This window comes from Nonomuraea sp. NPDC050153 (genome assembly GCF_044460125.1).
In the GTDB taxonomy this organism is placed as follows: domain Bacteria; phylum Actinomycetota; class Actinomycetes; order Streptosporangiales; family Streptosporangiaceae; genus Nonomuraea.
In genome coordinates this window covers 503,500-528,923 of the sequence record NZ_JBITJQ010000003.1, presented here as the reverse complement: position 1 = coordinate 528,923, position 25,424 = coordinate 503,500, and the positions used below count along the sequence as shown (strand labels likewise).

General features: G+C 70.8%; 21 protein-coding genes and 1 pseudogene. 14 read left to right on the top strand and 8 right to left on the bottom strand.

Annotated elements, in window-relative coordinates:
- Positions 1-84: 84 nt before the first annotated feature.
- Positions 85-2,037, top strand: a complete 1,953-nt coding sequence (locus ACIBQ1_RS10970) for a thioredoxin domain-containing protein (RefSeq protein ID WP_397276397.1) — start codon at positions 85-87, stop codon at positions 2,035-2,037.
- Here the strand turns inward: ACIBQ1_RS10970 and ACIBQ1_RS10965 are convergent.
- Positions 2,034-4,028: a transglycosylase domain-containing protein gene (locus ACIBQ1_RS10965; RefSeq protein ID WP_397276395.1), complete on the bottom strand. Its 1,995-nt coding sequence runs from the start codon at positions 4,026-4,028 to the stop codon at positions 2,034-2,036. The two genes, ACIBQ1_RS10970 and ACIBQ1_RS10965, sit on opposite strands and share 4 nt — an antisense overlap.
- Positions 4,029-4,284: 256 nt before the next feature.
- Complete coding sequence (locus ACIBQ1_RS10960; RefSeq protein WP_397276393.1) at positions 4,285-4,764, bottom strand: Lrp/AsnC family transcriptional regulator; 480 nt, start codon at positions 4,762-4,764, stop codon at positions 4,285-4,287.
- 103 nt (positions 4,765-4,867) lie between these two features.
- Here ACIBQ1_RS10960 and hppD point away from each other — a divergent pair, with 103 nt between their 5' ends.
- From hppD to ACIBQ1_RS10935, 5 genes are all read left to right on the top strand, one after another.
- Positions 4,868-5,977: a 4-hydroxyphenylpyruvate dioxygenase gene (gene hppD / locus ACIBQ1_RS10955; protein ID WP_397276392.1), complete on the top strand. Its 1,110-nt coding sequence runs from the start codon at positions 4,868-4,870 to the stop codon at positions 5,975-5,977.
- 34 nt (positions 5,978-6,011) lie between these two features.
- The gene (locus ACIBQ1_RS10950) at positions 6,012-6,452 is read left to right on the top strand and encodes an RDD family protein (RefSeq protein WP_397276390.1); all 441 of its coding nucleotides are present in this window, start codon (positions 6,012-6,014) and stop codon (positions 6,450-6,452) included.
- Between the two features lie 45 nt (positions 6,453-6,497).
- Positions 6,498-7,910, top strand: coding sequence for a M1 family metallopeptidase (locus ACIBQ1_RS10945; protein WP_397276387.1), 1,413 nt, complete (start codon positions 6,498-6,500; stop codon positions 7,908-7,910).
- Positions 7,911-7,982: 72 nt separating this feature from the next.
- On the top strand, positions 7,983-8,594 hold the full coding sequence (locus ACIBQ1_RS10940) for an RNA polymerase sigma factor (RefSeq protein ID WP_397276385.1): 612 nt from the start codon (positions 7,983-7,985) through the stop codon (positions 8,592-8,594).
- Between the two features lie 68 nt (positions 8,595-8,662).
- A complete protein-coding gene (locus ACIBQ1_RS10935; RefSeq protein WP_397276383.1) occupies positions 8,663-9,283 on the top strand; it encodes a hypothetical protein in 621 nt (206 codons plus the stop codon).
- A 175-nt stretch (positions 9,284-9,458) separates the two neighbouring features.
- On the opposite strand, the gene ACIBQ1_RS10930 is transcribed toward ACIBQ1_RS10935, so the two are convergent.
- The gene (locus ACIBQ1_RS10930; protein WP_397276756.1) at positions 9,459-10,628 is read right to left on the bottom strand and encodes an FIST N-terminal domain-containing protein; all 1,170 of its coding nucleotides are present in this window, start codon (positions 10,626-10,628) and stop codon (positions 9,459-9,461) included.
- Positions 10,629-10,799: 171 nt separating this feature from the next.
- Between ACIBQ1_RS10930 and ACIBQ1_RS10925 the strand changes: the two genes are divergently transcribed.
- From ACIBQ1_RS10925 to ACIBQ1_RS10910, 4 genes are all read left to right on the top strand, one after another.
- The gene (locus ACIBQ1_RS10925) at positions 10,800-12,191 is read left to right on the top strand and encodes a sigma 54-interacting transcriptional regulator (RefSeq protein WP_397276381.1); all 1,392 of its coding nucleotides are present in this window, start codon (positions 10,800-10,802) and stop codon (positions 12,189-12,191) included.
- Between the two features lie 94 nt (positions 12,192-12,285).
- The gene (locus tag ACIBQ1_RS10920) at positions 12,286-13,014 is read left to right on the top strand and encodes a hypothetical protein (protein ID WP_397276380.1); all 729 of its coding nucleotides are present in this window, start codon (positions 12,286-12,288) and stop codon (positions 13,012-13,014) included.
- A 30-nt stretch (positions 13,015-13,044) separates the two neighbouring features.
- Complete coding sequence (locus ACIBQ1_RS10915; protein WP_397276754.1) at positions 13,045-15,027, top strand: VWA domain-containing protein; 1,983 nt, start codon at positions 13,045-13,047, stop codon at positions 15,025-15,027.
- Positions 15,028-15,118: 91 nt separating this feature from the next.
- Entirely contained in the window at positions 15,119-15,592 is a 474-nt protein-coding gene (locus tag ACIBQ1_RS10910) for a GNAT family N-acetyltransferase (RefSeq protein WP_397276378.1), read from the top strand.
- A 616-nt stretch (positions 15,593-16,208) separates the two neighbouring features.
- Here ACIBQ1_RS10910 and ACIBQ1_RS10905 read toward each other — a convergent pair.
- Positions 16,209-16,622 (bottom strand): DUF6292 family protein, encoded by a 414-nt coding sequence (locus tag ACIBQ1_RS10905; RefSeq protein ID WP_397276377.1) that lies wholly within the window; start codon positions 16,620-16,622, stop codon positions 16,209-16,211.
- Positions 16,623-16,760: 138 nt separating this feature from the next.
- Here ACIBQ1_RS10905 and ACIBQ1_RS10900 point away from each other — a divergent pair, with 138 nt between their 5' ends.
- Together ACIBQ1_RS10900 and ACIBQ1_RS10895 are read left to right on the top strand one after the other, a co-directional pair.
- Positions 16,761-16,886 carry a hypothetical protein gene (locus ACIBQ1_RS10900; protein WP_397276375.1) on the top strand — a complete coding sequence of 42 codons (126 nt, stop codon included), beginning with the start codon at positions 16,761-16,763 and terminating at the stop codon, positions 16,884-16,886.
- A gap of 10 nt (positions 16,887-16,896) precedes the next feature.
- Positions 16,897-17,328 carry a hypothetical protein gene (locus ACIBQ1_RS10895; protein ID WP_397276373.1) on the top strand — a complete coding sequence of 144 codons (432 nt, stop codon included), beginning with the start codon at positions 16,897-16,899 and terminating at the stop codon, positions 17,326-17,328.
- Between the two features lie 18 nt (positions 17,329-17,346).
- Here ACIBQ1_RS10895 and ACIBQ1_RS10890 read toward each other — a convergent pair whose 3' ends face one another.
- Positions 17,347-18,486 (bottom strand): cystathionine gamma-synthase, encoded by a 1,140-nt coding sequence (locus ACIBQ1_RS10890; RefSeq protein WP_397276371.1) that lies wholly within the window; start codon positions 18,484-18,486, stop codon positions 17,347-17,349.
- Between the two features lie 123 nt (positions 18,487-18,609).
- Positions 18,610-18,798 (bottom strand): hypothetical protein, encoded by a 189-nt coding sequence (locus ACIBQ1_RS10885; protein ID WP_397276369.1) that lies wholly within the window; start codon positions 18,796-18,798, stop codon positions 18,610-18,612.
- A gap of 107 nt (positions 18,799-18,905) precedes the next feature.
- Here ACIBQ1_RS10885 and ACIBQ1_RS10880 point away from each other — a divergent pair.
- Positions 18,906-20,012: pseudogene (locus ACIBQ1_RS10880) on the top strand (sensor histidine kinase); the annotation flags it as partial.
- Here ACIBQ1_RS10880 and ACIBQ1_RS10875 read toward each other — a convergent pair.
- The gene (locus ACIBQ1_RS10875) at positions 19,935-23,105 is read right to left on the bottom strand and encodes a BTAD domain-containing putative transcriptional regulator (RefSeq protein ID WP_397276367.1); all 3,171 of its coding nucleotides are present in this window, start codon (positions 23,103-23,105) and stop codon (positions 19,935-19,937) included. The pseudogene ACIBQ1_RS10880 and the gene ACIBQ1_RS10875 overlap by 78 nt on opposite strands.
- 64 nt (positions 23,106-23,169) lie before the next feature.
- Here ACIBQ1_RS10875 and ACIBQ1_RS10870 point away from each other — a divergent pair, with 64 nt between their 5' ends.
- Positions 23,170-24,027, top strand: a complete 858-nt coding sequence (locus ACIBQ1_RS10870; RefSeq protein ID WP_397276365.1) for an NAD(P)-dependent oxidoreductase — start codon at positions 23,170-23,172, stop codon at positions 24,025-24,027.
- On the opposite strand, the gene ACIBQ1_RS10865 is transcribed toward ACIBQ1_RS10870, so the two are convergent.
- Positions 24,024-25,394, bottom strand: a complete 1,371-nt coding sequence (locus ACIBQ1_RS10865; RefSeq protein ID WP_397276364.1) for a cystathionine beta-synthase — start codon at positions 25,392-25,394, stop codon at positions 24,024-24,026. The two genes, ACIBQ1_RS10870 and ACIBQ1_RS10865, sit on opposite strands and share 4 nt — an antisense overlap.
- Positions 25,395-25,424: the final 30 nt, after the last annotated feature.

Below are 25,424 nucleotides of genomic sequence, written 5' to 3'. Positions count from 1 at the left end.
AGCCGCCGTACCCACTGACGCCCCTTTCGTGCGGAGGTGAGGGGCGGGATGGGAGGCGGACTAGGCTGAGCGGGGGAGGTCCTGATGAACCGCTTGAAAGACGCCACGAGCCCCTACCTGCTGCAGCACGCGGACAACCCCGTGGACTGGCACCCGTGGGGTGAGGAGGCGTTCGCGGAGGCCAGGCGGCGCGACGTGCCGCTGCTGATCAGCGTCGGTTACTCTGCGTGTCACTGGTGTCACGTGATGGCGCACGAGAGCTTCGAGGACCCCGGCACCGCGCGCCTCATGAACGAGCACTTCGTCAACATCAAGGTCGACCGCGAGGAGCGGCCCGACGTGGACGCCGTCTACATGGGCGCCACCCAGGCCATGACGCGCCAGGGCGGGTGGCCGATGACGGTGTTCGCGACGCCCGAGGGCCACCCGTTCTACTGCGGCACCTATTTCCCCCGCCCCCACTTCCAGCGCCTGCTCACCGAGGTGCACAACGTGTGGGTCGGCGACAGGGAGGCCGTGCTGCAGCAGGGCGCCAAGGTGGTGGAGGCGCTCAACTCGAACACCACGCTGCCCAGCGGGGCCGTGCCCAAGGAGGAGACGCTGGCGCTGGCCGTGCGGAACCTGCGCCAGGAGTTCGACCCGGTGAACGGCGGGTTCGGCGGGGCGCCGAAGTTCCCGCCGTCCATGGTGCTGGAGTTCCTGCTGCGTTCCGGCGAGCGCGAGATGAGCGGCAAGACGCTTGAGTCGATGGCCCGCGGCGGCATGTACGACCAGCTCGGCGGCGGATTCGCCCGCTACAGCGTCGACGCGGAATGGGTCGTGCCGCATTTCGAGAAGATGCTCTACGACAACGCGCTGCTGCTGCGCGTCCACACCCACTGGTGGAAGGCGGGCGGCGGCGAGCTGGCACGGCGGGTGGCGCTGGAGACGGCCGACTGGCTGCTGCGCGAGCTGCGCACCGAGCAGGGCGGGTTCGCCTCCGCGCTCGACGCCGACAGCGAGGGCGTGGAGGGCAAGTTCTACGTCTGGACGCCCGAGGAGCTCCGCGCCGTGCTCGGCGAGGACGACGGGCGCTGGGCGCAGGAGCTGTTCGAGGTGACCGGCACGTTCGAGCACGGCACGTCCGTGCTGCAGCTCCCGCGCGATCCCGACGACGCGGTGCGCTACGCGAGCGTTCGCGAGCGGCTGCTCGCCGCCAGGGAGCGGCGCGTCCGCCCGGGGCGCGACGACAAGGTCGTGGCCTCGTGGAACGGCCTGGCCATCGCGGCCCTGGCGGAGACCGGCGTGGTGTTCGAGCGGCCCGACCTCGTCGCGGCGGCCACGGCCGCGGCCGAGCTGCTCGCGAGCACGCACGTGGTGGACGGCAGGCTGCTGCGCACCTCCAAGGACGGCAGGGCGGGCACCAACGCCGGGGTGCTGGAGGACTACGCCGACCTGGCCGAGGGCCTGATCTCCCTGTACGGCGTGACCGGCGAGGCCAGGTGGCTCCGGCTGGCGGGATCGCTGCTGGACACCGTGCTCGACAGGTTCGCCGACGACACGGGCGGCTTCTACGACACGGCCGACGACGCCGAACGGCTCTTCCAGCGCCCGCAGGACCCCACCGACAACGCCACCCCGTCCGGCCAGTACGCGGCAGCGGGCGCGCTGCTCTCCTACGGCGCCCTGACCGGCTCGGCGCGGCACCGGGAGGCCGCCTACGCCGCGCTCGGCAGCGTGTCCGTGCTGGCCTCGGGGCACGCCAGGTTCGCCGGCTGGGGGCTGGCCGTGGCGCGGGCGGCACTGGACGGGCCCGTGGAGGTGGCCGTGATCGGCCCGGCCGACGACCCGCGTACGGCGGAGCTGCACCGGGAGGCGCTGCTGGCCGACGTGCCCGGGCTGGTGGTCGCCCGCGGCCCCGGCGACTTCCCCGAACTGCTGGAGGGGCGCGGGCTGGTCGGCGGGGCGCCTGCCGCGTACGTGTGCAAGGGGTTCACCTGCCGGATGCCCGTGACGACGGTCGATGACCTGCGGGCGGAGCTGGGCGCGGCGGGCTAGCCCGACTGCGGGCGGCCCGTGTTGGCGTCGTTCACCGTGTCGCCACCCGTCGTGGGCTGGTCGGGCGCCTGCTCCGTGGACGTCGGGCCGGTCTGCTCCGGCTGCTGCTGCTGGTCCTGCTCCTGCCCGTCGTTGCTCGGCTGATCCGTCGTCGGCGGATCCGTGGACGGTGGCGCGGTGATGTCGGGCTCGGGCGTGTTGTCGAGCCAGTCGTCCGGGTTCGGCGGCGGGGTGTAGCCCTGCTGGGGAACGTCCTGGTTCTCGTCGGGCGACGAGTAGTCGGGGCCCCAGCCGTAGTCGGACGGCTCGGGGAACTCCTCGACCGGCTTGCCCGCCATGGCCTCGGTCATGAACGCCCGCCAGATCTGCGCGGGGAGCTGGCCGCCGAACTGCGTGCCGTACCCGGGGATCGTGACGGTGGCGTTGTCGTCCCTGAACATGTCGACGGCGACGGCGAGCTGCGGCGTGAACCCGTTGAACCAGACGCTCTTCGACTTGTCCGTGGTGCCCGTCTTGCCGGCCACCGGGCGGTCGTAGAGCCGGGCGGCGGTGCCGGTGCCGTACTTGACGACCTGCTGCATCGCGTACGTGGTGTCCGCGGCGGCCTGCTCGGCGACCACCCGCGTCGAGACCGGCTCGACGGTCTGCTTCTTGCCGTCGGTGCCGGTGATCGACATCACCACGTGGGCCTCCATGTGGACGCCCTTGTTGGCGAACGTGGAGAAGCCCGAGGCGTTCTGGACGGCGCTGACCGAGGAGACGCCGAGCGGGAAGGACGCGTAGCTCTGCTGCTTCTCGATCTGCGCCTTGGGGATGCCCGCCTTCTCGGCGACGGCGGCGACCTTGTCCAGGCCGACCTTCTGGCCGAGGTCCACGAACGCGGTGTTGACCGAGTTCTGGGTGGCCCGCACCAGGTTGATCTCACCGTAGGAGCGGTCGCTGTCGTTGGGGATCGGCTTCGGGTCCGACGCCACGCGCATCGGCGAGTTGCCGTTGACCCTGGTGGACAGGTCGAAGCCGTTGTCGAGCGCCGCGGCCAGCGTGTACGGCTTGAACGTGGAGCCGGCCATGACCTTGGCCGAGAACGCGCTGTCGTACTGCGACTGCGCGGGGCGTCCCCCGTAGAACGCGAGGACCTCGCCGGTGGCGGGGTCGACGGCCGCGAGCCCCGTGCGGACCTTCTTGGGCGTGGAGTCGGGCAGCACGTCCTGGACGGCCCGCTGGGCGGCCTGCATGAGCTTCTTGTCGAACGTCGTGACGACCTTCAGCCCGCCGCCGTTGATGTCCTCGTCGGTGTAGCCGCGCCGGTTGAGCTCGGCCGTCACCTGCTCCAGCATGTACTGGGCCTGGCCCTTGAGCTCGAACGGCTTCTTCGGCGTCGCGAGCTCGGGGAAGCGCTGGGCGGCGACCTGGGCGGGCGTCAGCGTGCCGGTCTGGCCCATCGCGTCGATCACCGACTTCCAGCGCTCCTGCGCCGCGGCCAGGTCGGGGCCCTTGGGGTCGGCGAAGCGGCTGGGCTGCTGGATCACCGCCGCGAGGTACGCGCCCTCGGCCACGCTGAGCTGGCCGACGTCCTTGTTGAAGTAGGCGCGGGCGGCCGACTGGACGCCGTTGGCGCCGCGGCCGAAGTAGATCGTGTTGAGGTACTGCTCCAGCACCCAGTCCTTCGACTTGGACTGGTCGACCTTCATCGCGATGAGGATCTCTTTGAACTTCCGGGTGACGGAACGTTCCTGGCTGAGGCCGCTGTAGTAGTTGCGGACGAGCTGCTGGGTGATCGTCGAACCGCCCTGGAGCTGCTGCCCGGTGACGGTGGACCAGACGGCCCGCCCGGTGCCCTTGAGCGAGACGCCGCCGTCCTCGTAGAAGGAGCGGTTCTCCGCCGCGATGACCGCGTCGCGCACGTGCTTGGGCACCTTGGCCAGCTCGACGATCTTGCGGTCGATCCCCCGGCGGGCGAGCACGGTCTTCCCGTCGCGGTAATAGATCACCGAACCCTGCGCGGTGGCCTGTTTCTGCGTGGAATCGGGGATGGGAGTCAGGGCCCATGCGACCGCGAAAAGCCCGACAAGTACGAGGATTCCCGCACCAAATGAAATCAGTAGAAGTCGGAGAACTCGCCGCTTTCGCATCCCGTTACCACCACCGCTCCGCACCCTCGACCCCCCTCATCAGCCCCTATGCGCTGGGCGAATGTCAAGGCTAGACGATCGATAACGGTGCCTCGTCCCCTAGCGATAGTACGGGCTAGCGGCCGCCGCGGCGCGGAACATCGGCGACCAACGGCAACACTCGGTACGGAACCGGGGTGTCCAGGGCGATGATCGAATTAGTCCGCAGCACACCCTGAACATCAACTATTCCGTCGATAACCCGCTGCAAATCGGCATTCGTCCGCGCCACCACGCGGCAGAGCAGATCGCTGCCGCCGGTGATCGTGTGCACCTCCAGCACCTCCGGAATGGCGGCCAGCCGGTCGGCCACCGGGTCGTGCCCGGCGACCTGCCTGATCTCCATGCTGACGAACGCGGTGACGCCGTAGCCGAGCGCCTCCGGCGACACGTCCGGCCCGAACCCGGTGATCACGCCCCTGGCGACCAGCCGGTCGAGCCTGGCCTGCACGGTGCCGCGGGCCACGCCGAGCCGGCGCGAACACTCGAGCACCCCCAGCCGGGGCTCCTCCGTCATGAGAGTGATCAACCGCGCGTCCAGCTCATCGATCGTCATACTGTACAGATTTACCCGATGCCCGAGAGAGTTGCTAGGCAGGTTGTCCACTGTTTCAAGTAACTCTTGCGCATTAAGACCAGGGATATCGAGAGTTGCCGGTATGAATGATGTCTTTCCGGTCAACGGCATGGACGCCGTCGTGTTCGCCGTCGGCAACGCCAAGCAGGCTGCCCACTACTACTCGACCGCGTTCGGCATGAGGTTGGCGGCCTACCGCGGGCCAGAGAACGGCAGCCGGGACGAGGTCGCGTACGTGCTGGTCTCGGGCGGCGCCACGTTCGAGTTCCGGGCCGCGGCGCGCCCTGGCACGGACCTGGCCAGGCACGTCGCCGAGCACGGCGACGGCGTGATCGACCTGGCGATCCAGGTGCCCGACGTGGAGGCGGCGTACGCGTACGCGGTCGCCCACGGGGCCAAGGGGCTGGCGGAGCCATACACGATGGAGGACGAGCACGGCAAGGTGCAGGTCGCGGCCATCGCCACCTACGGCGAGACGCGGCACACGCTGGTCGACAGGTCCAACTACAGCGGCCCCTACCTGCCCGGTTACGTGGTCGCCGAGCCGCTGGTGGCGCCGCCGGCGACGAAGGGCGGGCGGCTCTTCCAGGCGATCGACCACTGCGTCGGCAACGTCGAGCTGGGCAAGATGGACGAGTGGGTGGAGTTCTACCGCAAGGTGATGGGCTTCACGAACATGGCGGAGTTCGTCGGCGACGACATCGCCACCGAGTACTCGGCGCTCATGTCCAAGGTCGTCGCCGACGGCACGCGCAAGGTCAAGTTCCCGCTGAACGAGCCGGCCGTCAGCCGCAGGAAGTCGCAGATCGACGAGTTCCTGGAGTTCTACGGCGGCCCGGGGGTGCAGCACGTCGCCCTGGCCACCAACGACATCCTGACCACGGTCGACCACATGCGGGCGGCCGGCGTGCAGTTCCTCGACACGCCCGACTCGTACTACGACGATCCGGAGCTGCGGTCGCGCATCGGGAACGTGCGCGCGCCGATCGAGGAGCTGAAGAAGCGGAAGATCCTCGTGGACCGCGACGAGGACGGCTACCTGCTGCAGATCTTCACCAAGCCGGTGCAGGACCGGCCCACGGTCTTCTTCGAGTTGATCGAGCGGCACGGCTCGCTCGGGTTCGGCAAGGGCAACTTCAAGGCGCTCTTCGAGGCGATCGAGCGCGAGCAGGAACGAAGGGGCAACCTTTAGTTTGTCCCGACTTAGTGGTGGTCATCAGGACATCATGGGATCACCACCGGGGCTGGCGGGACGCTGGCGACGGTTGTTCGCCGGCGTCCTCGACTGGCTCATCGTCAGCATCGCCACCACTCCCCTCACCTGGTCGAGCTGGGACTACGTCTGGGACCCCAGCAGGGGCGCCTGGGAACGCTACCCGGTGGAGCACGCCTTCCTGGCCGGACTCGTGGCCTTCCTGTACTTCTGGTTGCTGCACGCCTTCTGGAACGGCCAGACCCTGGGTAAGAAGCTGTTCGGCATGCGGGTCGTACAGGAGAACGGCGCGCGGATCACCGTGGCGCAGGCCGCGGTGAGACAGGTCGTGGAGACCGCGCTCGCGTGGGTCTGCTGCATAGGCTCGCTCGTGGACCTCGGCTGGATCCTCTTCGACCCCCGCAAACAAGCAGTTCACGACAAGGCAGCCAGGACGGTCGTGGTGAATGCCTGACTCAGCGTAAGATTTTGGTCACGATTCGAAGGGGGCGCGTTGCCTATGCGTTTCGACAGACGCGGGGTCGCACTGCTGGCGACGCTGAGCTTGCTGGCCTGCGCGCCCGCCGACGACCGGCCGGCGCACGCCGACGACCCGCCCGTCGTCGCCGACTTCCGGCCGGGTGCGGCCGGCATCGGCGACCCCGACTTCCCCAAGGACGGCAACGGGGGCTACGACGTCTCCCATTACGACCTCGCCGTCGACTACACGCCGAAGACCAAGCGGCTGGAGGGGCAGACCACCATCCAGGCCGCCGCCACCCAGGACCTGTCGAGCTTCAACCTCGACCTGGCCGGCTACACCGTGCGCCAGGTCACCGTGAACAACGCGAAGGCGACGTTCGGGCGCGCGGGCGACGAGCTCACCGTGACCCCCGCCAAGCCGCTCGGCGACCGGTCCCGCTTCACCGTCAAGGTCGACTACTCGGGGCAGCCCGAGGCGGCCCTGGACAGCGCCAACCTGGGCACGTACGGGTTCATCCCGACCCCGGACGGCGCGTTCGTGGCCTCCGAGCCCAACGGTTCCAAGACCTGGTTCCCCAACAACGACCACCCCGCCGACAAGGCCACGTTCAACTTCGCGATCACCGTGCCCGCCGGGCTGACCGCCCTGGCCAACGGGGAGCTCCAGGGCCGGCCCACGACCGCCGAGGGCAAGACCACCTACCGGTGGCGCGAGCTCCACCCGATGGCGACCTACCTGGCGACCGCCACGCTGGGCAAGTTCGACCTGCGCCAGGGTCAGACCCCCGGCGGCATCCCGGAGCTCGCCGCCGTCGATCCCAAGTTCAAGAGCGGGCTCGACAAGCTCTACAAGGTCTCCGGCGAGGTCACCGACTACTGGTCGACGGTCTTCGGCCCCTACCCGTTCTCCTCGACCGGCGGCATCGTCGACGACTACGCCGCCGGCTACGCGCTGGAAAACCAGACCAAGCCGCTCTACGGGGGTTTCGAGCCCGACGAGGTCATCATGGCGCACGAGCTGGCCCACCAGTGGTTCGGCAACAGCCTGACCATCAAGCGCTGGAAGGACCTCTGGCTCAACGAGGGCTTCGCCACGTACGCGGAATGGCTGTGGCAGGAGCACAAGGGCACCAAGACCGCCGAGGCCATCTTCACCGAGTTCCACGCCCGCCCGGCCGGCGACCCGATCTGGGCCTATCCTCCGGGGCGGGCCAAGCCCACCGACCTGTTCAACGCGTCGGTCTACACGCGCGGCGGCATGACGCTGCACGCCCTGCGCAAGGCGATCGGCGACGACACCTTCTTCAGGCTGCTCAAGACGTGGACCGCCGAGCACCGCTACGGTCACGTCACGACGGAGGAGTTCATCGACCTCGCCGAGCAGCTGTCGGGCAAGAACCTCCGCCCGCTCTTCGACGCCTGGCTCTTCCAGCCGCACCGCCCTGCCTGACCTGCGGGGAAACGCTTCTCGTCGCTCGGTCCAAGTACGGATGTAAGGCGAACGACGAAGGGAGCGAGGCCAGTGCGCCTCAACGAGGACCCTGCGGCCTTTGAGGCCTTCTATCGCCGCCACGTCGATGCCGTCATGCGTTTCGTGGTCCGGCGGGTGAGCGACCCTCACCTCGCCGCCGACCTGACGGCGGACATCTTCCTGGCGGTCCTTGACTCGGCGCATACCTACGTGCCCGGCCGGGGCACCGAGATCGGCTGGCTGTACGGCGTGGCGCGCAACGTCGTGTCGGCCCGGCATCGGCAGGCCGCCCGGGAGGCGCGGGCGACCGGCCGCGTCGCCGGCCGCCGGCTGATGGACGACGACGATCTCGTGCGGATGGAGGAGCGGATCGACGCCGAGCGCCGGATGCGCGGCGCCCTGGAGGCCATGCGCGGCCTGCCGGAGGGCGAGCGCGCGGTGCTGGAGCTCGTCGCGATCGATCAGCTCACCGTCGCCGAGGTCGCCGCGGCCCTGGGCATCAGGCAGGTGACCGTACGGGTCAGATTGCACCGGGCGAGACGGGCCCTTGAACCCGTCGCCGAGGTGGATCCGCGGCGAAGCGAGGACATCCACCTCAGCCCGCCGGGCGGAGCTCGGCCGGAAAGCGCGCCGGCACCCGTGTACGTGGAGGGACAGGCATGAGCAATTTCGAAGAGCGCCTTCTCGGTGCACTCAAGGAAGAGATCACGACGAGATCGGCGGAGGATGGCGTGACGACGACTGTGACACCGGACCGGCGCGGCGGTTCCCGGCGGCGCTACGTGGGGCTGTCCGCCGCGGTGGCGGGGGTCGCGGCGGCCGCCACCGCGGCGGTGGTGCTGACCGGGCTCACCGGCAGCCCGGCGTACGCGGTGACCAAGGGGGCCGACGGGGCGGTCAGCGTGCAGATCAACGAGTTCGACGACCCCAAGGGGCTGGAGGCCGAGCTGGCCAGGGCGGGGGTCAAGGCGGTCGTCGACTACCTGCCCCAGGGGCAGACCTGCAAGGAGCCGCGCGGCGAGCGCGGGACGGGCTCCGGGAAGTTCGGGGGGAGCATCGGCGGCTCGGACCAGGGGATCACGTTCAAGATCGAGAAGGGGGAGGTGCCCGTGGGTGAGACGCTGGTGCTGGCGGTCTCCAAGAGCAAGGACGGCGCCGACAAGCCGCCGTTCGGGATGTCGCTCACCCTGGTGAAGGGCGAGGTCGCGCCCTGCGAGCCGACCGCGATGCCCGAGCCCGGCGGCCCGGACGGCAAGGCCGGGTCCGGCTTCACGGACGACGGCGGGCCCGGCTTCCACACCGAGACCGAGGGCGAGGACCAGGGCCCCAGCCACGACTCGACGACCGGCTGACCAGGCCGGACCAGGGCGGACCAGCCCGGCGGCCCTGAACCAGGCCGGACCAGGCCCGGCGGCCCTCCCGAGCAGACCGGGTAACCAGGCCAGGCCCGGCGGCCCTCCCGAGCAGACGGGGCCGCCGGGCCTTCGGCCGGTCCTGCGGGCCTTCAGCCGGTCCTCCGGACGAGGATCACGGGCCGGGGCTGGAGAACACCAGGACGGACGCCGTGAACCCGTGCACATGGTTGTGGCCGCCCACCGGGCCGACCTCGCCGGCGGCGAAGAACCCGGCCATGCCGATGGGCCCCAGCGTGTCGCGCAGGGCGACCGGATCGTGGTCGGCCGTGCCGAACATGGCCGAGCCCCGTCCGTTGCACGAGAACAGCAGCGCCCCGTCGACCTTGCCGAGCCGCTCCCGGTGGGCGTCCAGCAGGTCGTACAGGTCCTCGTCGGCGGTGGCCGCGTCGCGCACCTGGAAGCGCACGGTCCTGCCGATCTCCACGATGTCGCCGATGGCCACGGCCTCGCGTTCGGGGTCGATGCCGATGACCCCCCTGATGAGGAAGTCGCCGCGTTCGTGGCGCTCGGCGTACTCGTCCATGGCCACGCCGATCTGCAGGCCGGAGGCGACCAGCTCGCGGTCGTCCTCGTCCAGCTCGCTGACGATGTCCTCCAGGCGGGCCAGCGCGGGCTGCCCGGCCAGCTCCAGCAGCAGGTTGTCCTCCGACGCGGTGACGACCATGCTGGGGCCGATCGGGCGGCAGCCCTGGCTGACGACCGTGCTGATCCTGACCGGGCCGCTGATCAGCACGCCGATCGCGCCCTCGGTGTAGACCTCGCCGTCGGCGAACAACCGCACCGAGCCCCGTCCCTGCAATCCGTTGGCCAGCCCGCCGATCAACGGCAGGTCGCCGAGCACATCGACGGAGCGCTCGACGAAGGCGTCGGTCGGAAACGTGTACGGGTCGGCCAGCAGGATCGCCACATGGTCATCGGCGCCCCGATCGGGCAGCCCGACCACCACGAACCTGTCCTCGGCCGCCAGCGTCTCCAGCGCGAAGGTCGTCAACCTGGCGCCGTCCAAGGTCGCCGCCCACGCGCTCACCGCGGGTATCAGCTCGACCCCCTGTCCGTCGCCGATCACCCCCGTGGCACTGCATCCGACCACGTGCGCGTCGGGCGCGAGCCTCATAGCGGCCTGACCGGCCCGCGCGACGTCCTCTGGATCATCGCCGCAGATGAAGAAACAGACCAGGTCGGCACGGCCGCTGAGCCTCGACAGGGCCTGGCCGACGGCGGTCTCCGCGGCCCCCACCAGGTCGGAACCCACGGCGAGGCCGTCGGCGAAGCGGCTAGTCATAACGGCCACGAGTCTCGCCTCCCTCGACATGTCAAAGTTCCCTAGGCCCGATTCTCCCCACTAAAAGGACAAGCACGCGCACGAAACGTCACGCAATGGTCGAGATCCGAAATCTGCGCCAGACGCGAAACTCTCTGCCGCAATGCTCGCGGGGGACGTAGTCTCGATCCCGTGCATCAGCCACGTATTCTCCGCGAGTTGCGAGAGAGCGGCCACGTTCATCGCACCGTCAAAGCCGAAGTCCGGGAAAACCTGCTGGCCAAGCTGCGGGCGGGCGAGCCACGATTCCCCGGCATCGTGGGCTTCGACGACTCCGTCCTGCCGCACCTGGAGCGGGCCCTGCTCGCCGGGCACGACCTGGTCCTCCTCGGTGAGCGCGGCCAGGGCAAGACCCGGCTCATCCGCACCGTCACGGGTCTGCTGGACGAATGGACCCCAGTCGTCGAAGGTTGCGAGATCAACGACCACCCGTACGCGCCGGCCTGCACGCGCTGCCAGGCCCTCGCGCGGGAGCTGGGGGACGATCTGCCGGTCGCGTGGAAGCACCGCGACGAGCGTTACGGCGAGAAGCTCGCCACGCCCGACACCTCCGTGGGCGACCTGATCGGCGACGTCGACCCGATCAAGATCGCCGAGGGGCGCACCCTCGGCGATCCCGAGACCGTCCACTACGGCCTCGTCCCCCGCACCAACCGCGGCGTCTTCTCCGTCAACGAGCTGCCCGACCTGGCCGAGCGCATCCAGGTGTCGCTGCTCAACGTGCTGGAGGAGCGCGACATCCAGGTGCGCGGCTACAACCTGCGGCTCCCTCTCGACATCCTGCTCATCGCCAGCGCCAACCCCGAGGACTACACCAACCGGGGCCGGATCATCACCCCGCTGAAGGACCGCTTCGGCGCCGAGATCCGCACTCACTACCCGCTGACCGTCGAGGACGAGCTGACCCTCATCCGCCAGGAGTCCGTGCCGGACATCGGGGCCGACATCCCCGAACACCTGATCGAGGTCATCGCCCGGTTCACCCGGCTCGTGCGCGAGTCCACGGCCGTGGACGCCCGCTCCGGCGTATCGGCGCGCTTCTCGATCGCCGCGGCCGAGACCGCCTCGGCCTCGGCGGTGCGCAGGGCGGCGCTGACGGGCGAGGAGCAGGCCGTCGCGCGCGTGATCGACCTGGCCTCGGTGGTCCACAGCCTGCGGGGCAAGGTGGAGTTCGAGGTGAGCGAGGAGGGCAGGGAGACCGAGATCCTCGCCCACCTGCTGCGCCGGGCCACGGCGGAGACGTTCAGGACCCGGCTGGGCGGCATGGACCTGTCCGCGATCACCGACAAGTTCTCCGAGGGCAACCAGGTGGAGTCGGGCGAGCTGGTTCCCGCCGGCGAGCTGCTCCACCGGATGGGCCCGGTCACGGGCCTGGCGAAGGTCATGTCCAGGCTGGGCATGGGCGCGGGCGAGGAGTCGCCGGGGCACGCGGCAGCGGCCCTGGAGTTCGCACTGGAGGGTCTTTACCTCATGCGGCGCCTGTCCAAGGAAGACCTTGACGGGGTGACCGTCTACCGCACATGAACATATCGGCGGTCTCCCGCGTCATAGTGGATAACTGATCACGCCGACTGGGGGACCGCCCATGCGCCTGCTTGCCTGTGCCACCGCCCTTGCCATGGGTGTCATCGCCGTGCCCACCTCTGTTGTGCCCGCCTCTGCTGAGGCCACTGCCGCCAAGGTCGTGCACGGGTACGCCTGGGCCGACGGGAAGGGGCACCTGCGGATCGTCCCCAAGGCGGCCACGTTCGTGCGGAAGGGCAAGTTCCTGAGCTACCGGCTCAAGCCGGCGGCGGGGGCCGAGGAGGTGCGGCTCGACTACACCGGCGCGTCCTTCGGCCGGGTCACGGTGGCGTGCGACCTGAAGGAGACCGAGGGCCAGGTGGCCCTCGACGCCAAGGGGCTGGGCCGGACGGCCTGCGAGCCGGAGGATCTGACCGACGCGCTGGCCCGCGGCCCCGTGCCGCTCCGCGTCGAGTACCGGGGCACGGCCGCTGCCAAGATCAACGAGTTCCTGGTCACCGAATGGCCCGGCTCGCGTACCGCCCGCGGCACCCTCAAGCGCGTCAACGACACCACGGCCCTGTTCACCACCGGCGGAAAGACGGTCAAGCTCGGCTACACGCACGCCACGACCTTCTACCGCACCACCGCGCGCTGCCGGGACGGGTGGCTGGCGGGCAAGCCGGTCAACGCCGACAAGCAGGGGCTCGGCAAGAAGTCGTGCAGCGCGGCGGACCTGACCAAGGCGCTCAAGGCGGCGAAGTACCCCGTGCTCGTGAAGATCGACTACACGCCCGAGACCGGGGGCGTCAACGAGGTGTGGGAGCTCTTCGGGGACGCGTAATCGGGCGGATCGGGTTAGCGTGGGTGCGTGATGGCCTTTCGCTATGGTGAGTACCACGACGGCCCCGACCCCCTCGCCCCGCCCTACGACGTGCGAGCGGCCCTCGACGAGATGGGCGACGCGATTCTGTCCGGTTCGACCCCGGTCCACGCCCTGCGCGACCTGCTCAAGCGCGGGCTGCCCGGCGCGCAGGACCGCCGCGGGCTGGACGACATGCTCAGGGAGGTGCGCCGGCGCCGGCGCGACCTGCGTGAGCGCGGGCGGCTCGACGGCACGCTGGAGAAGGCGCGGGCGCTGCTCGACAAGGCCATCGGGCAGGAGCGGGCCGAGCTGTTCCCCGACCCGTCCGACGACGCGCGGCTGCGGGAGGCCGGGCTCGACGCGCTGCCCGAGGACACGGCCAGCGCGATCCAGGAGCTGAGCACGTACGAGTGGCGCTCGTCGGCGGCGCGGCAGACGTTCGAGGAACTGCGCGACCTGCTGCGGCGCGAGGTCCTGGACAGCCAGTTCAGGGGCCTGCGGGACGCTCTCGCGAACCCCGACCCCGAGGCGATGGAACGCGTCCGCCAGATGATGGCGGACCTGAACGACATGCTGGACAAGGACTCCCGCGGCCAGCACACCCAGGCCGATTTTGACGCCTTTATGGGGAAATATGGCGATTTGTTCCCCGAAAAGCCGCGCAACCTGGAGGAGCTCGTCGACATCCTGGCCCGCCGCGCCGCCGCCACGCAGCGCATGCTGGCCTCGATGACGCCGCGCCAGCGCGAGGAGCTCGCCAACCTGATCAACCAGACCCTCGACCAGGCCGGGCTCTCCGACGAGATGCGCCGGCTCGGCGAGGCCCTCTACGCCCGCCGGCCCGACCTGGCCTGGAACGCCCCGGAACGCCTCACCGGCGAGGAGCCCCTGGGCATGGGCGACGCCGTCACGGCCCTGGAGGAGCTGGCCGACCTGACCCAGCTGGAGACCGCCCTGCGGCAGGACTACCCGGGCGCCAGGCTGGACGACATCGACGAGTCCGCCGTACGCCGCGCGCTCGGCCGCTCGGCCGTCGACGACCTGGAGGCGCTCAAGCGCATCGAGCGCGAGCTGGAGGAGCAGGGCTACCTCCTGCGCCGCCGGGGCAAGCTGGAGCTCACCCCCAAGGCGGTCCGCCGCCTGGGCGAGACGGCGCTGCGCCGCGTGTTCTCCTCCCTCGACTCCGGCCGCCGCGGCGACCACGACCAGCACGACGCGGGCTCGGCCGGGGAGCTGACGGGTTCGTCCCGGCCTTGGCGCTTCGGCGACGAGCAGCCCATCGACGTGGTCCGCACCCTGGTGAACGGCGTACGCAGCGGCGGCGTCGCCGTTCGCGACGCGGGGCCGGCCCGTTCCGGCGGGCGCGTCGGGGTCCGCCTCTCGGTGGACGACTTCGAGGTGGCCGAGACCGAGCGCCGCACCGCCGCGGCCGTCTGCCTCCTGGTGGACCTGTCGTACTCGATGGCCCTGCGCGGCACCTGGGCCGCCGCCAAGCAGACGGCACTGGCGCTCCAGGCCCTGGTGGCGTCCAAGTTCCCGCAGGACGCCGTGCAGATCATCGGCTTCTCCAACTACGCCAGGGTGCTGCAGCCCGACGAGCTGGCGGGCCTCGACTGGGACATGGTCCAGGGCACCAACCTGCACCACGCCCTCCTGATCGCCGGCCGCCACCTCGACCGCCACCCCGACTTCGAGCCGGTGGTGCTGGTGGTCACGGACGGCGAGCCCACGGCCCACCTCATGCGCAACGGCAGGTCGGCGTTCGAGTGGCCGCCGTCGCACGAGACGCTGGAGCTCACGCTGGCCGAGGTCGACAAGATGACCCGGCGGCGGGCGACGATCAACGTCTTCATGCTGGCGGCGGACGAGCGGCTGAAGGAGTTCGTGGACGAGGTGGCCCGCAGGAACGGCGGCCGCGTCTTCTCACCGAGCGCCGAGCGCCTGGGCGAGTACGTGGTCAGCGACTTCCTCCGCCTCCGCCGCGCCCGCTGAGCCGGACGGCTTCTGTCGGTGGCGTCTGCCAGACTCGCCCGGCATGAGCGAGCGACCGATTGTCGCTCATGCCACCGACGAAGGAGGGCGCATGAGCGGTGACGTGCGGTTGCGAGATGTCGTGGAGGCCGACCTGGAGGTCTTCCTGGCGCAGGAGCACGACCCGGAGGCGTCCCGGCGGGCCAGGTTCCCTCCTCGCCCCCGGGAGCGCTTCCTCCACCACTGGACCACCCGGATCCTGGCCGACCCCACCGTCTTCGTGCAGGCGGTCCTCGTCAACGGCGAGCCGGCCGGAAACATCGTGGCCTGGTGGGAGGAGGAGCGGCGCTTCGTCGGCTACTGGTTCGGCCGCGAGTTCTGGGGCCGCGGCATCGGCACCCAAGCCCTGACGCTCTTCCTCCAGCAGGAGCAGACCCGCCCCCTCCACGCCGACCCGTACGAAGGCAACACCGGCTCGGTCCGGCTCCTGGAGAAGGTCGGCTTCCAGCGCTCCGGCACGGTCCGGCACGGCGAGGACCAGCACATCATGCTGACCCTCCACGCCGCAGGCGGCTTCGTCCTCTGAGGCCGTCCGGTCAGACGTTCGGGACGGCACGTTTGAGCCGACCAGGTTTCTCGGCTCTTGGGTGTCTCCGGCAGCCCAGCGATCTTGACTGAGGCGGGCGTCGCCGTGTCACCCTGAGACATGGAGCTCATTGGCATTGGTCTGGTGGCGCTGGTCATCGTCTGGTTGGTCCGCCGTCCGCGATGGAACGAGTTCAAGTGCAGAATTTGTGACGGTGAGGGCAGACATGTCGTGTTGCACGATGACCCGAACGTGCCGGAACCTTACGTCACGTGCAGGACCTGCCAGGGGCGGGGGAAGGTCCGACACTAGGTCCCGCGGCTTCGTCCCGACGCCGGGCGGGCTCCGCTTCCAGCCCGTCGGCTCCCGTGACATAGCGGCCCGCCGGCCTGGCGCCCGGGCCCGACGGTGTACGGGCTGGACTGGCTGGCCTGCAGTCCGACCCCTTCGTCATCCAGATAGCCGACATCGAGCGTGACCCTTCCAGGATGACGCCGCAACCCGACAATAACCCCCCGGCCGCCGGGGGCCCGGGGGGAGCTTGGCTCCCCCGTAAGGCGAGCCCGTAGCCGCGTCCGCGCGAAGCGCGTCCGCCGCGGAGGCCCATGCGGTGAGGTCAGGCGTTGATGTAGAAGTCGAGGGCCACGTCGAAGCCGTCGTGGCAGTTGCGGTGGGATCGGTAGCAGGGCCGCCAGGCCGAGCTGGCGCCGACTCCCGCCCTCGCGTCGTTGAGGGCCGAGGGGACGCGTTCCGGTTTGGGGAGGAGGCCGTGGCCCAGGTAGCGGACGCCGGACAGCTCGGTGTGGGCCCCGCGCGCGCCTGAGACGAACGTCCCCAGCCGCCAGCCGCTCTCCTCGTCCCAGACCAGGGCGGCCCCGTCCGCGAGCTTCAGCGTCGCGTCACGCGGATCGCAGGGGCCTTCCCACCAGTCCGCCACCTCAGGTCCGAGTACGCCGATGACCTGCCGCAGATAGCTGGCCGGCTGCTGCAGCCACTCGTCGGAGTACGGCTTGACGTGCCTGATGGCCACGGACGGCACCCCCTTGTGCCCTAACAGTTAGAAAAAATGACGGTGACCAACCATACCCGGGCCGAACTTATTCCGTTGCGCAGCCGTCTAGTCATTACGGACGATATTCACGTCCGACACGGGGAAGGAGGGGTGCCCATGATAGCCACGGTCCTGCTCATCGTCCTGATGGTCGTCGCCATCGCGACCACGGAAATGATCATGCGGTGCTCCACGAAGAGCAAAGAGAGTGTCGAGTCCCCCAGCGAGATCACCGGGGACTAGTCTCTCCGGCATGTCGTCCCTGCTTCTCTGGCTGCACATCGGCTTCGCGATCTTCACCATCGGCCCGGTCACCGCCGCGACGATGGCCGCGCCGCGCGTCATCCGCAACAAGAACGTGCCCGCGCTGCAGATCATCCAGCGCATGACGAGGATCTACAGCCTCGCCACCCTGGGCGTGTTCGTGTTCGGGCTGGCGCTCGGCGCGGTGATCGGCGGCGGGCTGCTCGGCAAGTGGTACATGACGGCCTCGATGACGCTGTTCATCGTGGCCGCCGTGCTGCTCGTCATCATCGACCGCGACCTGCGCACCGCCCTCAGGGTGCTCTCCAGCGAGAGCACCGAGGACGACGCGAAGGCGCAGATCGGGAGGATCGCCGCGATCAGCGGGCTCGTGTCCGTGATCTGGCTGGTGATCCTGTTCCTGATGGTGGTCCCTGGCTGAGAACAGCCAGGGATCCGCCTACGCGAGCGCCTGCGTGAGGTCCGCGAGCAGGTCGTCGATGGTCTCGATGCCGACCGACAGCCGCACCAGATCGCCGGGCACCTCCAGCGGCGACCCGGCCACCGAGGCGTGCGTCATCCTGCCCGGGTGCTCGATCAGGGACTCCACCCCGCCCAGGGACTCCCCCAGCGTGAAGAGCTTCGCCCTGTTGCACACCTCGACGGCCTCCGCCTCGCCCCCGGCGACGCGGAACGACACCATGCCCCCGAACCGCCGCATCTGCTTGGCCGCCACCTCGTGCCCCGTGTGATCGGGCAGGCCGGGGTAGAGGACCTGGGTCACCCGCGGGTGCGCGAGCAGCAGGTCGACGACGCGTTCGGCGTTGTCGCAGTGGCGGTCCATGCGCACGCCCAGGGTCTTGAGCCCGCGCAGCGTCAGCCACGCGTCGAACGGCCCGGCCACCGCGCCCATGGCGTTCTGGTGGTAGGTCAGCTCCTCCCCTAGCCCGCGGTCGACGGTCACCAGCGCCCCGCCGACGACGTCGGAGTGCCCGCCCACGTACTTGGTGGTCGAGTGCACGACGACGTCCGCTCCCAGCAGGAGCGGCTGCTGCAGGTACGGTGACGCGAACGTGTTGTCCACCACCAGCAGCGCCCCGTTGTCGTGGGCCAGCTGCGCCAGCCCGGCGATGTCGGCGATGCCGAGCAACGGGTTGGTGGGCGTCTCGACCCAGACGATCTTGGTCTTCTGCGTCATCGCCGCGGCGACGGCGTCGAGGTCGTGCAGCGGGACCGGGTCGTAGTGCAGGTCCCAGCGCTGCTGGACCTTGGCGAACAGCCGGTACGTCCCGCCGTACGCGTCGTTCGGGATGATGACGTGATCCTGCGGCTTGCACACGGTGCGCAGCAGGGTGTCCTCGGCGGCCAGCCCCGACGCGAACGCCAGCCCGCGCGTGCCGCCCTCCACCGCCGCCATCGCCTCTTCGAGCGCGGTCCTGGTGGGGTTGGCCGATCGGCTGTACTCATATCCGGAGCGCAGACCCCCCACGCCGTCCTGCTTGTAGGTGGACGTCGCGTAAATCGGCGGCACCACCGCGCCCGTCGTAGGGTCGGGCTCCTGACCTGCGTGGATGGCCAGCGTCTCAAAACCGTTGCTCATACCAGCCACGTTAATGGAAGTCGGCCCGCGATCCGTCCCCTCCGGATCGCGGGCCGACCGCGGGCGCCGTCCCCCAACGGCCCCCGCTGTGGCTCGCGCTCCATGCCCGCGCGAGCCAGGTCCTCAGGCCGCCTTGGGCTCGCGGTCCTCCGCGCGCGGCCGGAGCCGTACGACGTCCGCCTCGATGAACCGACCGCTGCCGCCCTGCGCGGGCTCCCCGTTGATACGGGAGAGCAGCACTGGGTCGGCCAGCGCGAGCAGCACCCCCACCAGCAGCCCGACACCCAGCAGCACGAACCCGATGGCCACCATTTCCTGTCCCCTTCCGACGTATCCAGCATCGGCGACACCCCATGGCCTCCGCCTCCGCTGAAGGACTGGTCTCCGGCGACCCGTCTCGGCCGAACGGTTGATACGAGATGTCCGACTTCCGGCCTAGGCTCAAGGCCGTGGTGGAGAGCAAGCGCATCGTGTACTGGATCCGCCGGCTGAGCGAGATCGCGATGATCGGCTGGCTGGGCACGATGCTGCTGCTCGACCTCGTGCTGGCCGGCGTCACCGGAGGCGTGCAGTGGATCGTGCCCTTCTGCGGCGCGGCCGGCATCGCGGCCGTGCTGCTGCGGCGCCGATACCGGATCGAGGGGTTCAGCATCATGCTGGCCCTGTCGTTCGGCACGTCGATCGTCATCGGCGGCACCGAGATGGTGGGCGTGCCCGGCATGGCGGAGACGGGATCGCTGCTCATCCTGATCATCGGCGTGCTGCGGCACGTGGAGCCGGTGCGGCGGGCGGCGGTGCTCGCGTGCGTGGGCCTGATCGTGCTGCTGGCCGAGGCCATCGGGCGCGAGTACGACAACTCGGGGCTGGCGTTCTCGTTCCTGCTGTTCGCGGGGTGGTCGACGGCGGCCGGGGTCGGCGGCTACCTCCGCTTCCAGCAGGAACGCCGCACAGAGGCCGTCCATTCGGTACGGCGGGCCGAACGCCTCGAACTGGCCAGAGAGCTGCACGACCTGGTCGCCCACTACATCACGGGCATCGTGGTCCAGGCCCAGGCCGCGCGTACGGTCGCCGAGACCAAGCCGGAGGCGGTGGCGCCCGCGCTCGACGCCATCGCCACGGCCGGGTCGGAGGCCCTGACCTCGATGCGGCGCATGGTCACGGTGCTGCGCGCCGAGGAGGACGGGAGCCGCAAACCCGGCACCACGCTGGCCGACCTGCGGCTGCTGACCGAGCGGTTCTCCGCCGACGGGCCGAAGGTGGCCTTCGAGATCGGGCAGGGGCTGGACGATCGCACCCTGCCGCCCGAGGTCATGACCACCCTGCACCGGGTGCTCCAGGAGGCGCTGACCAACATCCGCAAGCACGCCTCGCACACCGCCTGGGTCGAGGCCGGGCTGCGGCGCTTCGAGAGGGCGGTGGTGCTGCGGGTGCGGAACTTCGGGTCGGGGTCAGATCCGAAGGTGTCGCGCCTCGGCGGCGGGTTCGGGCTGGTCGGGATGGCCGAGCGGGTGGAGGCCCTGGGCGGCAGGCTCTACGCGGGCCCGTCCCGCGAGGGCGGCTGGGAAGTGGTCGCCGAGTTCCCCCTCGTTTAGGGCCCGCTCGAACGCCTCGCCGCCCAGCGCGGCACGCAGCCTGCGGCTGATCCGCTCCACGTCCGGCCGCTCGCCCGCCGGCAGGGGCGCCCCCACCGCCCGCCGCATGGCCGTGGCCACCCCGAGCAGCCTGGCCGCCTCCACCGGCCCGCGATCCTGACCGATCGACTCAGGCTCGCGATCCTGACCGATCGACGCCGGCCGGCGATCCTGACCGATCGACAGGGCTCCGGCCAGGCCCTCCAGCGCCAGCGCGACCGCCCGGGGATCGCCGGTCGCGCGCGCGGCCTCGTACCCCTCGCGATGCCTGGCCAGCGCGAGCGTCGCGGCTCCGCGCTGCTCGGCCGCGAAGCCCAGCTCCGCCATGATGAACGCGATCCCGGGCGTCCCCCGCACCCGCCGCAGCCAGTCGAGCACGGGCAGCAGGTACGACTCCGCCTCCTCGTACCTGCCCTGCCGCCGGGCGCTCAGGGCCAGGCCGAGCACGGCGTGCTCCTCCGCGGACTTGTACGACTGCTCGACCGCCAGCCGCCTGGCGCGCTCGTGGTAATCGTCGGCCCGCTCGTAGTCACCGGACAACATCGCGATCCGGCCCAGGGAAGCCACCTTGAACGACACCTCGAACCCCAGCTCCTCCGCCAGCCGCAGCCCTTCCTCCCGCAGCCGGGCGGCCCTGGCGTAGTCGCCGCGGATCTCCGCCGCCCGGTCGAGCACGTCCATGGCCTCGATCTGCCCCCACCCGTCCCCGAGCTCCCTGAAGACCGCCAGGCCCCGCTCGCCGTCCCGTTCCATGGCCGCCAGGTCGCCCCGGCCGACGGCGAGCTTCCCGCGCAGGCAGAGCGCCGCCGCCTCACCCCACCGATCGCCCAGCTCCCGGTAGGCCGCCAGCGCTCGCTCCGCCGCCGCCTCGTGCGCCCGCCGGTCGCCGTAGGCCCACCCGGCATGGCTCGGGAACCAGTCGGCCAGCGCCGCGCCCGCCGGGTCGAGCTCGGCCCGCCGGATCGGCGAGCCGGGCTCGCCGATCAGCGACTCGATCCCGGCCAGCCAGGCCGACGCCCGCGCCACCTCCGCTCCGGAGGCGGGCGTCCCCAGGACCGCGGACGGTCCCGCGGACAGGGCCGCCGACAGGGAGCGGCGGGCCTCGCGCAGGCGGCCGCGCAGGAACCAGTACCAGGCCAGGGCGTTGACCAGGCGCAGCGGCTCCGGCCCCGCGAGGGCGAGCCGGAGGTTGGCGCTCTCGGCGTCGAGCCGGGCGAGCCATTCCCGCTGGCCGGGCCCCTTGAGGTCCGCCCGTTCCGCCAGGGCGGTGTAGTGGCGGGCGTGGCGCTCCCTGATCGCGTCGTACTCGCCCGCCTCCCGCAGCCGCTCCACGCAGTACGCCGTCACGGACTCCAGCAGCCGGTAACGCGGCCCCGCCACCCGCACCACCAGCGACCGGTCCACCAGCCTGGCCACGGCGTCGAGCACGTCCACGCCGGGCTCGGCGCACACCTCCTCGGCCGCCTCCAGCGTGCACCCGTCGGCGTGCACGGCCAGCCGGCGCAGCACGACGCGCTCGGGCTCGGCCAGCAGCTCCCAGCTCCAGTCGATCATCGCCCGGAGCGTGCGCTGCCGCGCGGGCGCGTCCCGCATGCCCGCGCTGAGCAGCCTGAACCGGTCGTCCAGCCGGTCGGCCAGCTCCCGCACCCCGAGGGCGCGCACGCGGGTGGCGGCCAGTTCGAGCGCCAGCGGGATGCCGTCGAGCCGCCGGCAGATGGTGGTCACGGTCTCGCTCGGGCGGACGTTCGCCCTGGTCGTGAAGAGCCGTACGGCCTCGGGTTCGGGCAGGGGCGGCACCACGCGTACGCGCTCGCCCGTCACGCCCAGCGGCTCCTGGCTCGTGGCGAGCACGCGCAGGCCCGGGACGGCGCGCAGGAGGGCGGAGACCAGCTCGGCCGCCTGCTCCACCAGGTGCTCGCAGTTGTCGAGGACGAGCAGCACGCGCTTGCCCGCCAGCGCCCCGGCCAGCCTGGACGCGAGCGGGACGGCGTCGTCGTCCCGCACGCCGAGCACGGCGGCGACCGCCGCGGCGACCTCGGCCGCCCCCGCGAGCTCGGTCAGCCACACCCCGTCGGGGAAGCCCGCTCCTCCGTCCGCGGCGGCGGCCAGGGCGAGCCGGGTCTTGCCGACGCCGCCGGGCCCGGTGAGCGTCACCAGGCGCGAGGCGGCCAGCAGCGCATGGACCTCGGCCAGCTCCGCCTCCCGGCCGATCAGGTCGGTGAGGGGCGCGGGCAGGTTGGTGGCGGGCGCGAGCGTGGAGCCGGGCGCCGCGGGCGTCAGGCCGGGGTCCTGGCGGAGGATCGCCTGGTGGAGGTCCGCCAGGACGGGTGAGGGGTCGAGCCCCAGCTCCTCTCCCAGCCGCCTGCGCAGCTCCCCGTAGGCGGCCAGGGCCTCGCTCTGCCGCCCGCCCCGGTAGAGCGCCTTCATGTGGGCGGCGACCAGCCGTTCGCGCAGCGGGTGGCGGGCCACCAGGTCGCCCAGGTCGACGGGTTCGCCCAGGTCGAGGCGTACCTCCGCCTGCTCCTCCAGCGCCGCCAGGCGGGTCTCCTCCAGGCGCGCCGCCTCCGGGAGCGCGAACTCGGCGCCGGCGAAGTCGGCGTACGCGGGCCCGCGCCACAGCGCCAGCGCCTGCTCCAGCTCGGCCGCGCGCAGGCGGGGATCAGGGGATCGGCGCTCCACGAGGGAGCGGAAGCGCCGGGCGTCGCAGTCGTGGGAGGCCAGCCGGTACCCGGCGGGCCCGTGCACGACCAGAGCGGGGTCACCGAGGGAGCGGCGCAGCTGGGAGACGCGGGCCTGGAGGGTGCCGACCGGGTTGCGGCCGGCCGCGGGGCCCCAGAGGTCGTCGATCAGCCGGTCCACCGAGACCGGCCCGCCCCCGTGCGCCAGCAGATCGGCCAGGAGCGCGCGTACCTTGAGCTCGCCCACCAGGACGGGCGAGCCGTCCTCGGCCCAGACCTCCAGCGCCCCCAGCACCCCGAATCGCACCACGTCATTACCCAACCCGTGGCGGGGCCGAAGGATTTCCGTAGCGGCGTGCCCGAGGGTGTCGGGCATGAGTCGAGTGACAGTTGTGGGACTGGGCCCGATGGGCTCGAAGATGGCAGAGACGTTCCTGGCCGCCGGGCACGAGGTGGCGGTGTGGAACCGTACGGCGAGCAGGACCGCGCCGCTGGTCGCCAGGGGCGCCAGGCAGGCGGCGAGCGCGGCGGACGGCGACCTGCTGGTGGTCAGCCAGATCAGCTACCAGGCGATGTACGACAGCCTCGGCGACGCCAGGCTGGACGGCAAGGTGGTGGTCAACCTCAGCTCCGACACCCCGGAGGCGCTGCGCGCGGCGGCCCGCTGGGTCGAGGAGCGCGGCGGCACGCTCGTCACGGCGGGCATCATGGTGCCGCCGCCGGGGATCGGGATGCCGGGCGCCTACACCTTCTACAGCGGCCCCAAGGAGGCCCTGGACCGGCACGCCGGGACGTTGGAGGCGCTGAGCGAGATCACGTACGTCGGGGCGGACCAGGCGCTGGCGATGATGTACTACCAGGCCCAGCTCCTGATCTTCTGGTCGAGCCTGACCAGCTTCATGCACGCGATGGCGCTGCTGAACACGGCGGGGACCGCGCCCGGGGAGTTCCTGCCGTTCGCCCGGGACCTGTTCACCCAGCTCGGCGGTGAGGGCCCCATGGGGTACGCCAAGATCCTGGCCGAGGAGTTCGCGGCCGGGAAGTATCCGGGCGAGCTGAACTCCCTGCACATGCAGGCCGTCGGCATCGGCCACGCCGTGGAGGCGCTGGCCGACGCGGGGCTGGAGACCACGGTGCCGGGCGCGCTCAAGGCGCTGTTCGAGCGCGCCGACGCCGAGGGCCGGGGCCACGAGGGGCTCGGCACCGTGATCGAGTCGATCAGAAAGCCCTAGTGATTAGCGAGGAAGGCGAGCAGGTCCTGGCGGGTGATCATGCCCGAGGGCTTGCCGTCCTCCAGCACAACGGCCGCATCAGCCTTCTCCAGCGCTTCGACCGCACGAGCCACGGGTTCACCGCTGCCGATCATGGGTAGCGGCGCGGACATGTGATCGCTGATCGGGTCGTCGGAGGAGAGCCTGCCGTGATAGAGCGCTTCGAGGAGGTCGCGTTCGACGATGGAGCCGACCACCTCGGCCGCCATGACCGGCGGCTCCTCCTTCATCACCGGGAGCTGGGACACCGAGTATTCCCGCATGATCGAGATGGCCGTGCCCACCGACTCGTGCGGATGCGCGTGCACGAACTCCGGCAGCCCCGCCCCCTTCCGCGCCAGCACGTCGGCGACCAGCCCCTCCTCGGAGGCCGTGGTCAGGAAGCCGTAGTCGGCCATCCAGTCGTCGTTGAAGATCTTGGACAGGTAGCCGCGCCCGCCGTCGGGCAGCAGCACGACGATCACGTCGTCGGGCGCGGCCGTGGCCGCCACCCGCAGCGCCGCCACGACCGCCATCCCGCACGAGCCGCCGACCAGCAGCCCCTCCTCGCGGGCCAGCCTGCGGGTCATGTTGAACGAGTCCTTGTCGGACACCGCGATGATCTCGTCGCAGATCTTGGTGTCGTACGTGGCGGGCCAGATGTCCTCGCCCACCCCCTCCACGAGGTACGGCCGGCCGGTGCCGCCGGAGTAGACCGAGCCCTCGGGGTCGGCCCCGATGATCTTCACGCGGCCGCCGGAGACCTCCTTGAGATAGCGGCCGGTGCCGCTGATCGTGCCGCCGGTGCCGATGCCCGCGACGAAGTGGGTGATCCGGCCCTCGGTCTGCTCCCAGATCTCCGGACCCGTCGAGTGGTAGTGGGAGTCGGGATTGTTGACGTTTGAGTACTGGTCGGGCTTCCAGGCGTTCGGCACCTCGCGGGCCAGCCGGTCGGAGACCGAGTAGTACGAGTCGGGGTGGTCGGGCGAGACGGCGGTCGGGCAGACCACGACCTCGGCCCCGTACGCCCGCAGGACCGCGATCTTGTCCTGGGCCACCTTGTCCGGCACCACGAACAGGCACCGGTACCCCTTCTGCTGGGCCACGATCGCCAGGCCCACCCCCGTGTTGCCGGAGGTCGGCTCGACGATCACGCCTCCCGGACGCAGCTCGCCGGACGCCTCCGCGGCCTCGATCATGCGGACGGCGATGCGGTCCTTGACCGAGCCGCCCGGGTTGAAGTACTCGACCTTGGCCAGCACCTGTGCGGACAGCCCCGCGTTGACCTTGTGCAGCCGGACGAGCGGAGTGTTCCCCATGAGATCAACCAGGGAATCGTAAACGCGCACCGAGGTGTTCACCTTCTTTACAGAAGCTTG

Coding starts and splice junctions, on each gene's coding strand:
- ACIBQ1_RS10910 (WP_397276378.1), top strand. CDS start 15,119: ATGAGCGGTGACGTGCGGTTGCGAGATGTCGTGGAGGCCGACCTGGAG.
- ACIBQ1_RS10890 (WP_397276371.1), bottom strand. CDS start 18,486: ATGAGCAACGGTTTTGAGACGCTGGCCATCCACGCAGGTCAGGAGCCC.
- ACIBQ1_RS10970 (WP_397276397.1), top strand. CDS start 85: ATGAACCGCTTGAAAGACGCCACGAGCCCCTACCTGCTGCAGCACGCG.
- hppD (WP_397276392.1), top strand. CDS start 4,868: ATGAATGATGTCTTTCCGGTCAACGGCATGGACGCCGTCGTGTTCGCC.
- ACIBQ1_RS10870 (WP_397276365.1), top strand. CDS start 23,170: ATGAGTCGAGTGACAGTTGTGGGACTGGGCCCGATGGGCTCGAAGATG.
- ACIBQ1_RS10950 (WP_397276390.1), top strand. CDS start 6,012: ATGGGATCACCACCGGGGCTGGCGGGACGCTGGCGACGGTTGTTCGCC.
- ACIBQ1_RS10930 (WP_397276756.1), bottom strand. CDS start 10,628: ATGACTAGCCGCTTCGCCGACGGCCTCGCCGTGGGTTCCGACCTGGTG.
- ACIBQ1_RS10945 (WP_397276387.1), top strand. CDS start 6,498: ATGCGTTTCGACAGACGCGGGGTCGCACTGCTGGCGACGCTGAGCTTG.
- ACIBQ1_RS10900 (WP_397276375.1), top strand. CDS start 16,761: ATGATAGCCACGGTCCTGCTCATCGTCCTGATGGTCGTCGCCATCGCG.
- ACIBQ1_RS10885 (WP_397276369.1), bottom strand. CDS start 18,798: ATGGTGGCCATCGGGTTCGTGCTGCTGGGTGTCGGGCTGCTGGTGGGG.
- ACIBQ1_RS10915 (WP_397276754.1), top strand. CDS start 13,045: ATGGCCTTTCGCTATGGTGAGTACCACGACGGCCCCGACCCCCTCGCC.
- ACIBQ1_RS10960 (WP_397276393.1), bottom strand. CDS start 4,764: ATGACGATCGATGAGCTGGACGCGCGGTTGATCACTCTCATGACGGAG.
- ACIBQ1_RS10920 (WP_397276380.1), top strand. CDS start 12,286: ATGGGTGTCATCGCCGTGCCCACCTCTGTTGTGCCCGCCTCTGCTGAG.
- ACIBQ1_RS10895 (WP_397276373.1), top strand. CDS start 16,897: ATGTCGTCCCTGCTTCTCTGGCTGCACATCGGCTTCGCGATCTTCACC.